The sequence below is a fragment of the Crocosphaera sp. genome, from assembly GCF_030064895.1.
In the GTDB taxonomy this organism is placed as follows: domain Bacteria; phylum Cyanobacteriota; class Cyanobacteriia; order Cyanobacteriales; family Microcystaceae; genus Crocosphaera.
In genome coordinates this window covers 12,384-29,265 of the sequence record NZ_JASJEB010000049.1, presented here as the reverse complement: position 1 = coordinate 29,265, position 16,882 = coordinate 12,384, and the positions used below count along the sequence as shown (strand labels likewise).

5 protein-coding genes are annotated in these 16,882 nt (G+C 35.4%); all 5 read left to right on the top strand.

What is annotated here, in order from left to right; all coding sequences use genetic code 11:
• On the top strand, positions 1-1,523 hold a 1,523-nt coding region (locus QNJ66_RS13105; protein ID WP_300507554.1), incomplete at its 5' end, for a beta-ketoacyl reductase.
• 217 nt (positions 1,524-1,740) lie between these two features.
• On the top strand, positions 1,741-5,061 hold the full coding sequence (locus tag QNJ66_RS13100; protein ID WP_300507551.1) for an amino acid adenylation domain-containing protein: 3,321 nt from the start codon (positions 1,741-1,743) through the stop codon (positions 5,059-5,061).
• Between the two features lie 60 nt (positions 5,062-5,121).
• Entirely contained in the window at positions 5,122-8,367 is a 3,246-nt protein-coding gene (locus QNJ66_RS13095) for an amino acid adenylation domain-containing protein (protein WP_300507548.1), read from the top strand.
• Positions 8,364-12,080, top strand: coding sequence for an HAD-IIIC family phosphatase (locus QNJ66_RS13090; protein ID WP_300507545.1), 3,717 nt, complete (start codon positions 8,364-8,366; stop codon positions 12,078-12,080). Before QNJ66_RS13095 ends, QNJ66_RS13090 begins: the two co-directional genes overlap by 4 nt.
• The gene (locus QNJ66_RS13085) at positions 12,077-16,867 is read left to right on the top strand and encodes a non-ribosomal peptide synthetase (protein ID WP_300507542.1); all 4,791 of its coding nucleotides are present in this window, start codon (positions 12,077-12,079) and stop codon (positions 16,865-16,867) included. Before QNJ66_RS13090 ends, QNJ66_RS13085 begins: the two co-directional genes overlap by 4 nt.
• The last annotated feature ends 15 nt before the right edge of the window (positions 16,868-16,882 follow it).

The window sequence follows — 16,882 nt, the reverse complement described above, 5'->3', positions numbered from 1 at the left end:
GGTTAGTAACTAGGGGAGTACAGCCGATTGAATCAGAAAAAACCTCTTTATCTGTCGCGCAATCTCCTCTGTGGGGAATGGGAAAAGTTCTGGCTTTGGAGTTTCCCGACTGGTGGGGAGGAATGGTTGATTTAGATATCAGTACCTCAGACCAAGAAATAAACCAGTTGCTATCAGAAATTGAGAATTCCCAAGGAGAAGATAAAATTGCTTTTCGGGCAAGTAAAAGATATGTTTCTCGTTTAGTGAAAACCAATATTTCTGAGAATAAACCCTTAACTATATACTCAGATAAAACTTATTTAATTACGGGGGGACTAGGAGCATTAGGATTAAAAGTAGCTCAATGGATGGTGGAAAAAGGGGTTAAATATCTAGCCTTAATTGGAAGACGAAAGCCTACGAGTAAAGCTCAAAGTATTTTAAATCAAATGACAGCACAGGGGGTCAATGTTGAGATAATGTCAGCAGATGTGGGTGATGAGGAAGCCATGAAAGAAGTATTGAAGACAATAGAGTCACAAATGCCTCCCCTAAAAGGAATTATTCATACGGCAGGAACCTTAGATGATGGTGTTTTGTTAAAGCAAAATTGGCAAAAATTTGAAAAAGTGATGTCTCCTAAGATTGAAGGAGCCTGGAATTTACATCAATTAACCGAGGATTATTCCCTCGATTTTTGTATCTTCTTTTCTTCAGTTGCCTCCTTATTAGGTTCCCCTGGACAAAGTAATTATGCAGCAGCTAATCAATTTATGGATAGTTTGGCTCATTATCGTCATCAAGAAGGAAAACCAGCCTTAAGCATTAATTGGGGACCTTGGGCAGAGGGGGGAATGGCAAGCGAACTACAACAATATCAACGAGAAAACATAGAAAAACAGGGTATTTACTTTATTTCTGTAGAACAAGGACTAAAAGCTTTAGGAACATTGATTGATTGTAATAAAGGGGAAATAGGAGTTTTCTCAATTGATTGGCAGACATTTGCGAAATCTTCACAGAAAAAAGCTTTACCTATTTTATCAGATGTACTTTCTTCTTTTGATGGTTTTAGCTATAGTGAAGGAGATAGATCATTTCTAAAAAAAGACTGGTTAATTCAGATAGATTCTGCGTCTCCTGAAGGCAGATTAGAAGTTGTTACAGGATATCTACAGCAACAAATTTGCCTGGCTTTAAAACTAGCTCCCGATCAAATTAATTTAAACAGTTCACTTAATATGATGGGGATGGACTCCTTAATGGCGATGGAACTTAGAAATAGGGTGAAAACTGATTTAAAAATAGATATTCCCGTTAGTCAAATAATGTCTGGGCAGAATCCTGTAAAAGTTGCTCATTATCTAGAGGAAAAACTATCTGAATCCGCCGTAAACAGTCAAATAGAGAAAATGTCAGAAACAACTATAGAACAACTGACGGAAGAGGAACTTTTACATAGCCTTAATGAGTTATCTGATGCCCAAGTTGTGAGTCTTTTGAGTACAATGTTAACTGAAGAAGAGGAGGATATTGATTAGTAATAAGGTGATGCATAAAAAACTTTATCTTCAAAATTATCCTCTCTGGCTGTCGAAAACTCCAGATTTACTAATTTCTGGTATAGTATAATATATTTGGGCAGCAAAAGAAACAGGTCTATCACTAACAACTTTTTCTGAAAGCTGTCCTATTACTTCATAACAAACACTTAAACCTAATTATTTACACGATTAAAATTATTAAATATCAAGAAAAATGAACAAATCACTTGATGATTTATCTCCTCAAAAGAAAAGAGAGATGTTAGCCAAGATTCTCAAGGAGAAAGCTAACAAAAAAAATATAAAGTTTCCTTTATCCTATGGACAACAAGCTCTTTGGTTTATTTATGAACTTGCTCCAGAAAGTGTTGCATATAATTTGTTATATACAGCTAAAATTCGGAAAAGTATAGATTATGAAATTCTAAAAAAGTCCTTTGAGTTTTTAACAAAACGTCATCCAGCACTGAAAACTAAGTACATAACACAAGAAGGTAAACCACTTCAACAGTTTTGTTCGGATCTCCCTTTATCGTTTCAGGTTATTGATGCTTCTAGTTGGAGTGATTCAGAGATTAGTGAATGGATAAACCAAGAAGCAGATAGACCATTTAATCTAGAGATAGGAGATTTATTTCGAGTTAGTTTATTGACATTTTCTGATGGTAATAAACTTCCCATCTTAGTTTTAACAATTCATCATATTGCAGCAGAGTTTTGGTCTTTTGAAATTCTAGTTAATGAATTAGAAATTATTTATAATGCCTTACAAGAAAATCAAAACCCATCTTTAAAGCCATTAACAGGTACCTATAAAGATTATGTTCAACGGGAAAAGAAGCAATTAGCAAGTCGTGAAGGTGAAAAACAATGGCAATATTGGCAACAAAAATTATCAGGTGAATTGCCAATAATGAATTTACCGACGGATCGACCTCGTCCTCCTGTACAAACCTATAATGGAGAAACTTATTATTTTGAGCTTGATGAGGAATTAACCCATCAGCTAAGAGAGTTAGCTAAATCAGAAGGGGTGACGCTTTATGTAACTGTTTTGGCAGCTTTTCAGGTTTTATTATCTCGTTATTCAGGACAAGAGGATATTCTCATTGGTTCCCCCTTGGTAAATCGTAATAACTCGGAATTGGAGAATATCATTGGTTATTTTGTCAACCCTGTAGTTTTACGAGGAAATCTATCAGGGAACCCCAGTTTTAAGGAATTATTGTCTCGGACTCGTACTATTGTTTTAGAGGCTTTAGAAAATAGTGATTTCCCCTTTCCCTTATTAGTTGAAAGATTACAACCTGTTCGAGATCCAAGTCGTTCGCCTTTATTTCAGGTATCATTAGCTTGGGATCGTCCTCGTCAAAATGAGCAATTGGAAAAAGAAAATGTTAACATCGAGAAACTAATTGTAGATCCTTTAACAAGCGAACAAAGAGGCTCAGATTTTGATACATCTCTAATAGTTCTTGAAACAGCAAAAAAACTTAAAGGAAGTTGGGGATATAATACCGATTTATTTGACGAAGACACAATTAATCGGATGGTTTCGCATTTTCAGGTATTATTAAAGGGGATTGTTGCGAATCCTCAAGAAAAGGTAGCCAAGTTACCTCTATTAACAGAAAGAGAAGAACATAAAATATTAGTAGAATGGAACGATACAGCAGTCGATTATCCCAAAAATAAATGTATCCATCAATTGTTTGAAGAACAGGTAAAAAAGAAACCAGATGCAGTAGCAGTAGTGTATAAAGAGGAAGAATTAACCTATCAAGAACTCAATCAAAAAGCCAATCAGTTGGCACATTATTTACAGAAATTAGGGGTTAAACCAGATACATTAGTGGGGATATGTATAGAGCGTTCTGTGGAGATGTTAATAGGATTGTTAGGGATATTAAAAGCAGGAGGAGCTTATGTACCTATCGATCCTAATTATCCAAAAGAACGAATTTCTTATGTTATCCAAGATTCAAACATGGAAGTTCTGTTAACGCAGCAACATTTAAACAATCAATTAAAAGAAATAAAAATTCCAGTGATTTCTTGGGAAGAAGAAAAAGAAAATATTTTTCAAAATTCCGTAAAGAATGTTCCTTCATTACTTAACGCCAAAAATCTAGCCTATGTCATCTATACATCAGGTTCAACGGGAAAACCCAAAGGGGTGCAAATAGAACATCAATCATTGATGAACTTTCTCAAGTCAATGAGTAAACAACCAGGGCTAAGCCAAGAAGATAACCTGTTAGCAGTAACAACGATTTCTTTTGATATTGCTGGTCTAGAATTATATTTACCCCTGAGTGTGGGAGGAAAAATTATTTTAGCAAGTCAGGAAATAGCATCTGATGGAAAAGAATTAGCTGATTTATTACAAACATCATCAGCGACGATTATGCAAGCAACCCCCGCGACTTGGCGAATGCTTATAGCAGCTAAGTGGAGAGGAAAATCTAACTTAAAAATTTTATGTGGAGGAGAAGCTTTACCTGGTTCATTAGTCTCTGAACTGCGAGACAAAACTCAAGAGATTTGGAATGTATATGGACCGACTGAAACAACCATCTGGTCATCTAGTTATTTGGTTAGACAATCATCCAATGGAGCAGAATCAACAGAATCAGCACAACCCATAGGACATCCCATTGATAATACTCAAATTTATATATTAGATTCAAACTTGCAACCGGTTCCTATTGGAGTAGCAGGAGAATTACACATAGGAGGAGACGGTTTAGCCAGAGGATATCTAAACCGACCAGAATTAACCACCGAAAAATTTATCCCTAATCCCTTCGGCGAAGGAAAACTCTATAAAACAGGAGATTTATGCCGTTATTTACCCGATGGAAATATTGAATACATAGGAAGAATAGACCATCAAGTAAAAATTAGAGGTTTTAGAATTGAACTAGGAGAAATAGAAGCTCAATTAAGTAACCATCCTGAAATTAGAGAAAGTGTTGTTATTGCTAGAGAAGATGAACCTGGAAATAAACGATTAGTTGCTTATATCGTGCCTCAGACAGAAGAGATCAAGATTCCTGACCTGCGGGATTTCCTGAAAAAGAAATTACCCGACTACATGATTCCTAGTGCTTTTGTTTTCTTGGAAAAACTGCCCTTAACTCCCAACGGTAAAATAGACCGCAAAGCCCTACCTTCCCCTGATTGGAGTAATAGAGATCAAGAAGGGTTTATTGCACCCCAAACCCCTACTCAAGAAATGCTGGCATCAATCTGGGGAGAAGTGCTAAAAATTAATCGGATTGGGATTAATGATAACTTCTTTGAATTGGGGGGACATTCCTTAATAGCTGGTAAAATTATGTCAAGAGTTAGAGATGATTTTCAGGTAGAAATTCCTATCCCTCAACTTTTTGAATCTCCTACAATTGGGCAATTCTCACAAGTCATTGAAACTCAAAAAAGTCATTCAGCGAAGGTATCAACTCCTTCTATCCCTTCTATTTCTGCTGTATCTCGTCAAACACGAAAAATTAAACGCTCAAACTTAGAATAATCGCTCAACTTACTAACTCTTCTAAATTTAGATAACTTAAGAATATGACCCATAAAAATTATGAATGTTAAGTCACAGAAAATGTTAAACGAATCTGAAAATAGTAACTTAATAAATGAAGAAGAAGAACTTTTTATCTTGCCTACTTCTTTTGCTCAAGAGCGTTTGTGGCTACTGGATAAAATCACAAATCATAGTATTGCCTATAATTCCCCAATTGTTGTAAAAATTTCTGGATTAGTAGATATAGATAATTTATCCAAAGCTTTACAAGAACTAATCAATCGCCATGAAATTTTAAGAACCACCTTTGCCTTTCTAGATGAAAATCCAGTTCAAGCAATTTTGCCTGAATATTCTCTATCTCTTAAAATTGTTGAATTACTATCCGCTTCAGAGGAAGAAATAACATCCCATATTATTGAAGAACTACTCATTCCTTTTGATTTAAAAAAGTCTCCACCATTAAGATACATTTTATTTTGTATTTCTCCTCAATCCTATGTTTTAATTGTCTCAATGCACCATATTATGACAGATGGTTGGTCGAAAGAAATTTTTATTAGAGAACTATCTCAAGTTTACGGAAATTTTTGTCAAGGAAAACCATCACCATTAGAACCCTTACCAATCCAATATGGAGATTTTGCTCAATGGCAAAGAGAATGGTTTACTGATGAAAACCTAAAAAATCAAGTTGATTATTGGCAAAAACAGTTGCGCAATGCACCACCTATTTTAGAACTACCAACAGATAAAATTCGTCCCCCAATTCAAACTTTTCAGGGTTCTAACTATCAAATTGAACTACCTACAAGCTTAATAAAAAGTCTCAAAAAACTAAGTCAAAGTCAAGGAGTGACTTTATTTACTTTATTCATGGCCGCCTTGAAAATGTTACTTTATAAGTGGACAGGCCAATCTGATTTAGTTATAGGAACCGTAATAGCAGGACGCGATCGCTCAGAAATTGAGTCTTTGATGGGATGCTTTATGAACTTTCTTGCTTTGCGTTCTCAACTATCAGCTCGGCAAACTTTGTTAGATATATTACAACAGGAAAATCAAACGATTTTAGAAGCTTATACTCATCAAGAATGTCCCTTTGAAAAAATTGTTGAAGCCTTAAATCTTGAACGTCGTTTAGATCATAATCCTATTTATAACGTTGCTTTATTATTACATAATTTTCCCGTTGCTCCCGTCTTTGGTTCTGATCTAGTAGTTGAAACTATTTCATTTGAACATCAATTTGTAGTTTTAGATTTAAAGTTTGAAGTTTATGAAAAATCAGAAATAACTTATTTGTCTTGTGATTATAGTACAGATTTATTTGAACTAAATACGATTCAGAGATTATTGAAATATTTCCAGTCAGTTTTGCAAACTTTAGTCGATTCTCCTCAAAAGAAACTGCAAAATTTATCAATATTGCCTAAATCAGAGCAACAGCAAATATTAGTAGAATGGAATCAAACTCAAAGAAATTATCCTTTAGAAAAAACCTTACCGCAATTGATAGAATCTCAAGTTTCTGTCACACCTAAAAATGTAGCTGTAATCTTTGAAGAGCAAAAATTAACCTATCAACAACTCAATCAGAAAGCTAATAAACTAGCCCATTATTTGCGAAAATTAGGAATTGAGCCAGATACCTTAGTCGGGATTTGTGTCGAACGTTCTTTAGAGATGGTAGTAGGTTTATTAGGTATTCTCAAAGCAGGAGGCGCTTATGTTCCCATAGATCCTGAGTATCCTGATGAACGTTTATCATATATGATCGCTGACTCTCAGGTTGAAGTTTTATTAACTCAATCATCTTTACTGAATAAATTACCTAAATCTGAGGCCAAGGTAATTTGTTTAGATCAAGATTGGTCAACTATCAATGAAGAACAAAATTCTAATTTGGATATATCAATTACGGCTGACAACCTAGCTTATATGATTTATACTTCCGGGTCTACAGGTAAACCCAAAGGAGCTATGAATAAGCATAGTGGGATTGTTAATCGTCTATTATGGATGCAAGAAACCTATCAATTAAATGAAGGCGATCGTGTTTTACAAAAAACCCCTTTTAGTTTTGATGTTTCTGTCTGGGAGTTTTTCTGGCCACTGTTGATAGGGGCAAAATTAGTGATGGCTCAACCAGGAGGACATCGTGATAGCAAATATCTCATTAAACTAATTCAGCAACAACAGATTACAAGCCTTCATTTTGTCCCTTCAATGTTACAAATTTTTCTAGAAGATGTTGAGGTCGTTCAATGTAAATCCCTAAAACGGGTGATTTGTAGTGGAGAAGCACTACCCTATGATCTTCAAGAAAGGTTTTTTGAGTATCTAAATTGTGAACTACACAATCTATATGGCCCAACCGAGGCGGCGATCGACGTGACCTATTGGCAATGTCAACACCATCATCCTCTGAAAAAAGTACCTATTGGTCGTCCAGTGGCTAATACACAACTGTATATTTTAGATGCTCATCTTCAACCCGTTCCCATTGGGGTGAAAGGAGAGTTGCATATTGGTGGCGTACAAGTGGGAAAGGGATATCTCAACCAACCTGAACTGACGGAAGCCAAGTTTATTCCCAATCCCTTTGATGAAGATACTTTGCTCTATAAAACAGGTGATTTATGTAGACATTTAGAGGATGGCAATATTGAATATCTTGGCAGAATAGACTATCAAATTAAACTCCGAGGATTTAGAATCGAATTAGGGGAAATCGAAGCCAGTCTTGTTAGTCATCCTGACATAAAAGAAAGTGTTGTTATTGCTACGAAAGAACAAGAAAATAAATGTTTAGTTGCCTACTGCGTTTCCACACAGCCTATTCTGCCTGAAACTTTACGAGAATACCTCAAAACTAAACTGCCTGATTATATGGTTCCCAGTACATTTCTGATGTTAGAGGAACTACCTTTAACACCTAATGGAAAAGTTAACCGCCGAGCTTTACCGACTCCCGATTTTACACCAACCATTAAAAGTTACGTTCCTCCACAAACAGCAACAGAACAAACTATAATCGATATATGGTCCGCCAGTCTCGGAATTGAAACTATAGGTATTTATGATAACTTTTTTGAGTTAGGAGGTAATTCTTTATTGGCAACTAAAGTGATTAATCGATTAAGTAAGACTTTGTCAATCGAAATTTCTTTGAGTAGTTTATTTGAACAAGCAACTGTCAAAGGTTTGGCTGAATATTTGGATGGTTTATTATGGGCTGCCCAGGGGCAGTCTGAGTTAATAACAACAGAAAATATTAAGTTAGAGGAAGGAGAACTATGACCAATATCAATGAAATTTTATCAGAAATTAGAAATTCAGGGATTAGGCTATGGGTTGAAAATAATTCATTAAAATATCAAGCACCAGAGGGGAAATTAACACCTAAACTCAGAAAAAAAATCATTGAAAACAAACCAAAAATCATTGATTTTTTATCCAAAGCACAACTAGCTGTTTCCCAAGTTAATCAACCAATTAAGAAGTTGTCAAGAGAAGATATTTCTTACTTTCCTGTATCTTTTGATCAAGAAAGACTCTGGTTTCTTCATCAGTTAGATAGACAAAGTACAGCCCACAATTTTACTATGTCCTTTGTTGTTCGAGGAGATATAGACTCCATAGCTTTAGAGAAAAGCTTTAACAAAATTATTGAGCGTCATGAGTCTTTACGCACTATTTTTAAATCAGTTGAAGGTCAACCAGTTCAATTTGTTTTACCGAAGATTGATGTAACATTGCCTATTGTCAGTTTAGAAAAATTATCAGAGTCTGAACAACTCTCAAAGGTTAAACAATTAATTAAAGAAGCAGAAAAGGATTATTTTGACTTAGCAATTGCTCCATTAATTCGGATGAAGTTGTTAAACTTAAGCTGTGAGTTTCATATTTTGCTTATTCAAACTCATCACATTGTCTGTGACGAGTGGTCTGTCGAAATTTTGTTACATGAGTTATCAATTATTTATCAATCTATTATTAATCAATCAATACCAATACTACCAGAATTATCTATTCAATATGTTGATTATGCTGTATGGCAAAAGAATTATTTAACCCAAGAAGTAAAAAAGAATCAAGTAGACTTTTGGGATAAAAATCTTAGTGATTCATCACTGAAACTAGAACTTCCAACAGATAGAGTTAGTTCATCTAGAGTGGCAGCTTCTAAGACAGTTATCCTAAATATACCTGATCACTTAGTTGCTTCATTGGAACAAGTAAGTAAGCAACTTAAGGTGACAGTTTTCACAATGCTTTTATCAAGTTTTGCTATTCTTCTTAGTCGGTATAGTGATCAAGAAGATGTGATTATTGGTTCCCCAATTGCTAATCGTAATCGGACTGAATTAGAATCCTTGATTGGCTTTTTTGCTTATCCCCTGATCCTTCGGTTTGATTTATCAGGTAATCCAACTTGTGCAGATTTTATTAATAAAGTTAACCAGGTTGTATTGGATGCTTATAATCATAAGGCGCTTCCTTTATCTGAAATTGTAGCAGCAGTTCAAACAGAACGAAATTTATCCTATAACCCAGTTTTCCAAGTTCTTTTTAACTTTATTGAACAGAAACTTCATCCAGCTAGACAACTGGATATAGACCTACTATCAGAAGTTTATCCAGGGCAAAGACAAGAAGAAGGGATAACAGAATTCTATTTAACTTTAACCTTGCAAAAAATAGAGAACATCATGCAAGGATTCTTGTCTTATAACACTGATTTATTTAACGAAGAGACAATTAATTTACTGGTTGGGTTTTACTTAAATATCCTTGAAAGAATTATTAAAGATAAAGAACGCCCCATCGCAGAATTTGTTTTACCGCAAAAACTTGAAGAAAAAATTAGGCTAGCGAAACTAGCTCAAGCAACTCAGTTAATCATTATTAGTTCAACGTTTACAGCAGAACCAATAGAAGAAAGCATAAACTATTGGATGGAAAAATTAAACCTATCATCAAAGGTAACATTTACTGCCTACAATCAAGTCTTTCAAGAACTCCTAAATCCTAACAGCGAGACAAGCAAAAATGAGGAAGGAATTAATATAATCCTAATCAGATTAGAAGACTGGGTAAGATTTGAAGAAAAGAAACAAGACCAACAAATTTGGTTAGAAAAAATACAACAAACCAGCCAAGAATTAATCACTGCTATTCAACAAGCCAGTCAAACAAATCAAGCACCTTTAATTGTAGGGATTTGTCCCCCATCCCCATCTGTTTTAAGCAACGCAAAACAGGCAAATTTTCTGTTAAGGATAGAGAATTCCTTAGAAACGCAACTCAAACATCAAAGTAACCTTTACTTAATAACCTCCCAAGATATTCAAGCAACCTATCCAGTAGAAGATTATTATGATCAAAACAGGGATGAATTAGGACATATCCCTTATACAGAAACCTTTTATACCGCATTGGGAACCGCCATAGCACGTAAAATTTACACAATTAAACAAGCTCCCTACAAAGTGATAGTCCTTGATTGCGACAATACCCTTTGGAGTGGAGTCAGTGGTGAAGAAGGAGCAAAAGGGGTCACCATTGACAATAATCGTCAAGGATTGCAAAGCTTTTTAGTCGAACAACAAAAAGCAGGAAAACTTCTATGTTTGTGTAGTAAGAATAATGAGGAAGATGTCTGGAGTGTGTTTGATTATCATGAAGAAATGCCCCTGAAAAAAGGGCATATCGTGGCATCGAAAATTAACTGGCAACCTAAATCAGCCAATCTCAAAGCTCTAGCAACAGAATTAAACCTAGGACTAGACAGTTTTATCTTCATTGATGATAACCCAGTTGAATGCGCTGAAGTGACAGCAAATTGTCCCGAAGTGTTAGCCTTGCAACTGCCAGAAAATGGCGAAGATATACCCCAATGGTTAAAACATTTGTGGCCATTAGATGTCAATAAAATGACAGAAGAAGACCAAAAACGGACACAGATGTATCAGCAACAAATAGCAAGGGAGAAATTAAAAGAGCAGACCCTAACGTTTAGGGATTTTTTAGCAAGTTTGGACTTACAACTGGAAATTAGTTCTATCAAAACAGAAGACTTACCAAGAATCTCCCAGTTGACCCAAAGAACTAATCAATTTAATTTAACAACCATCAGACGCAGTGAAAAAGAAATTGCTCAATTATTGAAGCAAGAAAAATTAGAAGGGGTTGGAGTGAGAGTAAAAGACAGGTTTGGGGATTATGGATTAGTAGGAGTATTATTATTTGAGGGTGACCAAGAAGTGCTAAAAGTAGATACATTTCTCTTAAGTTGTCGGGTCTTGGGTAGAGGAGTAGAGTATGAAATGTTGAAATTTTTGGGGAAAACTGCCCAGGAAAAGCAGCTAAATCAAGTTAATTTAGCTTATGAAAAGACATCTAAAAATCAACCAGTATTAGACTTTTTAGAAGCAGTAGGTCAAGAGGAAAAACAGAAAACAGAAACAGGATGGATATTTGAGTTAGCTGTAGAAAGGGTGATTAATCTGAAGTTTGAACCGGAAGAAAAAGTAAATTTAGAGCAAGAAAAAGAATTAGCGAGTAACTCTTCAACAGCAAAGATACAAGCTCGTTCAGAGTTGATGAATCAAATTGCTAAGGGATTACAAAATCCGAGTAAAGTTTTAGAGCTAATTGTCCATAAGAAAAAACAGGAAAGTTCTAAAGAGTCAAGAGAGTTTGTTGCTCCTCGTAATGAGATAGAAGAGCAATTAGCCTTGATTTTTCAGGAAGTGCTGAAAAGAGAGAAAGTCGGTATTTATGACAACTTTTTTGAATTAGGAGGGAATTCAATTTTAGCGACGCAAGTAATTTCTCGTATTCGGGAAGTTTTTACCATGGAGTTGTGTCTCAATGTCTTGTTTGAAAAGCCAGAAATTATTGATTTAGCTGAACAAATTAGTCAAACTCGTTCAACTATACAAAAACTAAGGAATTTATCACCAGAATCACAAGAATCATCGGATGATATGGAGGAATTTGAGCTATGAAATCTCTAGAAGAATTTTTAGAACATTTAGTCGACTTAGATATAAAACTTTGGATAGAGGAAGGACGGTTACGTTGTCGAGCTTCTAAAGGAAAACTGACCCCTGAAATTAAGAATGAATTAGCAGAAAGAAAAGAAGAAATTATACAGTTTCTACAACAAAATCAATTAGACTCTTCTAGAATTAATATACCCATTAAGCCGGTTCCTCGTTCTAAAAATTTGCCTTTATCCTTTTCTCAACAAAGATTGTGGATTCTTGAACAATTAGAAGATGGAAACGTTGCCTACAATGAAGGAGGAGCCGTTCATCTTGAAGGCAGTTTAGACGTAAAAATCTTACAAAAATCTTTAGAAGAAATTGTCAGAAGACATGAAGTTATTCGGACTAATATACAAACAATTAATGGTGAACCCTATCAGGTAATTAATGAAACACCAAATTTGTATTTAGAGAAAATAGATATCTCACAATTATCCCCCGAAAAACAACAAGAAACTTGGCAAGAAATAGCCTTTAATCAATTTCAATTACCCTTTGACTTAGAAAAAGATTTACTGTTAAGGGTTATTCTTGTGAAGTTAGGAGATACCAGCCATAACTTACTGGTCATCATGCACCATATTGTTTGTGATGGTTGGTCATTTGGGGTTTTAATTAAGGAATTCTCAAGACTTTATCAAGCTTATCAAGCCAATTTACCCTCTCCTCTACCAGAATTGAAGGTGCAATATGCTGATTATGCTGTTTGGCAAAGGGAGTGGTTATCACAAGAGAGATTACAAAATCAACTTGATTACTGGAAGAAGAAACTTTCAGGATTATCTCCTTTATTAGAACTCCCCCTAGACTATCCTAGACCTCCCGTACAAACATTTGAAGGGGCAACAGAAAAATTTAGCCTGAGTCAGAGACTAACGCAAAAACTTAACCAACTAACTCAGCAATTGGATGCTACGTTATTTATGACTCTCTTGAGTGCTTTTAGTGTTCTCCTCTCTCGTTACTCAAGACAAGAGGACATAACACTTGGTTCTCCTATTGCTAACCGCAAACGTTCTGAAATCGAGCCTCTCATTGGTTTTTTTCTGAATACCTTAGTAATGAGAGTAAATCTAGAGGATAATCCTAGTGTCACAGAGTTGATTAAACAGGTAAAAAAAACTTGTTTAGAAGCTTATACTCATCAGGATATTCCTTTTGAAAAACTGGTCGAAGAACTTCAACCAGAACGGAATATGAGTCATGCACCTTTATTCCAGGTTGCCTTCGTTTTACAAAATGCCCCAACAGAAGAATTGAAGTTACCAGAGTTAACTGTATCGACCATAGAAGTTGATAGAGGTATTGCTAAATTTGACTTAAGCTTATTTGTAATTGAGACAGAGCAAGGTTTAAAGGTCAATTGGGAGTATAATACAGATTTATTTGAAAGGAAAACCATCACCAGAATGATGGGGCATTTTCAAGTGCTATTAGAAGCAATGGTAGCAAATCCTCAAGAAAAAGTATCTAAGTTGCCTCTGTTAACAGAAAGAGAAGAATATAAATTATTAGTAGAATGGAATAATACAGCAGTAGAGTATCCCCAAGATAAATGTATCCATCAACTGTTTGAAGAACAGGTTAAAAAGACACCAAATGCAGTAGCGGTGGTGTATGAAGAGGAACAATTAACCTATCAAGAATTGAACCAAAAAGCGAATCAATTAGCTCATTACTTACAGAAATCAGGAGTTAAACCAGATACTTTAGTAGGGATATGTGTTGAGCGTTCTCTGGAGATGGTAATCGGACTATTAGGGATATTAAAAGCTGGAGGAGCTTATGTTCCTATTGACCCGAATTATCCAACAGACAGAATAAAATATATGTTGCAGGATTCGGCAGTTTCTGTACTATTAACTCAAGAGAAATTAACAAAAATACTCCCTGAAACAAAATCAAGAGTGATTACTTGGGAGGAAAATGGTTCAGAAATAGATAGTGAAAGTAACATTAATCTAGAGCAAGAAGTAACCTCAGAAAATCTCGCTTATATTATTTATACTTCTGGGTCAACTGGAAGACCCAAGGGTGCAATGAACGCTCATAATGGAGTCGTCAATCGTTTATTATGGATGCAGAACACCTATAAGTTAAACCAGGATGATAGAGTATTGCAAAAAACCCCCTTTAGTTTTGATGTTTCCGTGTGGGAATTCTTTTGGACATTAGGAACGGGAGCCAGCTTAGTTATTGCTAAACCAGAAGGACATAAAGATAGTAATTATTTAAGAGAATTAATTGAAAATAAAAAAGTGACCACCCTACATTTTGTCCCTTCAATGTTACAAGTATTTTTAGAAGAAAAAGAGGTAAGTAACTGTCACAGTATCAAACGGGTTATTTGCAGTGGAGAAGCCTTACCCTTTGACTTGAAACAGAAATTTAGCCAAAAATTAAATAGTGAACTTCATAACCTTTATGGACCAACAGAAGCAGCAATAGATGTTAGTTTTTGGAATTGTCGTCAAGAGATAGGAAAAAGCATAGTACCAATAGGCCGTCCAGTTAGCAATACCCAACTGTATATTCTTGACCAACAATTAACACCAGTACCCATTGGAGTGTCAGGAGAACTGCATATTGGAGGAGTTCAGGTTGGCAAAGGGTATCTAAACCGCCCAGAATTAACCGCCGAAAGATTTATCCCTAATCCCTTCGGCGAAGGAAAACTCTACAAAACAGGAGATTTATGCTGTTATTTACCGGATGGAAATATTGAATATATAGGAAGGATAGACCATCAAGTAAAAATAAGAGGCTTTAGAATCGAACTAGGGGAAATAGAAGCTCAACTAAGCAACCATCCTGAGATTAGAGAAAGTGTTGTTATTGCCAGAGAAGACCAACCAGGAAACAAAAGATTAGTTGCTTACCTTGTGACCCAAGATGTGGCAGAAGATAGCTTAAATCAAACCTTAAGAAACTATCTCAAGGCACAACTGCCAGATTACATGATACCCAGTGCCTTTGTCCTCTTAGAAAAACTACCATTGACCCCTAATGGGAAACTTGACCGTAAAGCTTTACCCACACCGGACTTTTCAGCCGTAGCACAAGCAGATTTTCTCCCTCCTTCTACTCATGCAGAACAAATCCTAGCGCAGGTGTGGTCTGAGGTATTACGACTAGAGCAAATAAGTATTAACAGCAATTTCTTTGAATTAGGGGGCGATTCAATCCTCACCATTCAAATTGTCGCCCGTGCCAAACAAGCAGGTCTAAAAATTACGCCTAAGCAATTATTTGAACATCAAACCATTGCCCAGTTAGCCACAGTAACGCAAGAATCAGAAGAATTAGAAGTAGAACAAGGAATCTTGACAGGAGTAGCTCCTTTAACCCCGATTCAACATTGGTTTTTTGAACAAAATTTACCCGAAGTCCACCATTGGAATCAAGCAGTTTTATTGGAAGTAAGAAGTAACATTAATCATGAACAATTAAGTCAAGCACTCAAAGGTCTTTTACAGCATCACGACACATTACGCTTCAAATATGAAAAAATAGCAGATAGGTGGCAACAAAGTTATCAAAAACTGCATACAGATTTCACTGTAGAAGTCAAAGACTTAGCAAATATAAAAAGTTCTCAACAGTCCAACATTATTAAAACAGAAGCCAACCAAGCCCAAAAAAGCCTCAATTTAAGTAAGGGAGAATTAGTAAGAGTCGTACTGTTTGATTTAGGAGACAAGCAACCGAGTCGTTTATTAATTGTGATTCACCATTTAGCAGTGGATGGAGTATCCTGGCGAATTTTATTAGAAGACTTAGTCACAGCTTATAATCAATTAACTCAAGGGCGAGATATAGCATTACCCTCTAAAACCTCATCTTATCGACAATGGGGTAATAAACTCCTTGAATACGCTCACTCTGATGCCTTAAAAGCTGAGTTAGATTATTGGCAAAGTCAAAGTATGGTAAGAGCCGATTTACCTCTTGATTATGAGGGTGATAGTATTCAAAATACAGAAGTATCAACTGGGGATATAACCATTGCCTTAACCCCAGAGGAAACAGACACATTATTAAAAGAAGTTCCTGCCGCCTATAATACCCAAATTAACGAGATTTTGCTCACAGCATTAGTATTGACCTTTGAGCAGTGGACAAAACACAAATCATTACGATTAGATTTAGAGGGACATGGAAGGGAAGACTTATTTGAGGAAATTGATTTATCGAGAACCGTAGGCTGGTTGACTAGCATTTTTCCGGTAAATTTAAGCTTAGGAAAACAAGGAACAAATAATCCAGGAGAAGCGATTAAAGAAATTAAAGAACAATTGCGACAGATTCCCCAAAAAGGTATCGGTTACGGTATTTTACGTTATTTAAGTTCAGATGACAAAATAAAACAATCTTTAAAACAAATCCCCCAACCTCAAGTTAGCTTTAATTATTTGGGACAAGTTGATAATATCATTAACTCACCGCCAATTTTAAAATTCGCTACAGAACCCAGTGGTTTATTACACAGTGAAGAAGGCCAGAGAAAACATTTAATTGATATAAATAGTATAATTATGGAGGAGCAACTAAAAATTACTTGGACTTACAGCAAAAATTTGCATCATCCAGAAACAATTGAAAAATTAGCCTTGAATTATCTGGAAAATTTGCAATTTCTTATTAAGCATTGTTTATCAGATGAGTCTGGTGGTTTTACTCCCTCTGATTTTCCTGAAATTGATCTAGATCAACAAGAACTTGATGATCTTTTAGCAGACCTTTAAATTGTTAAAAAACTT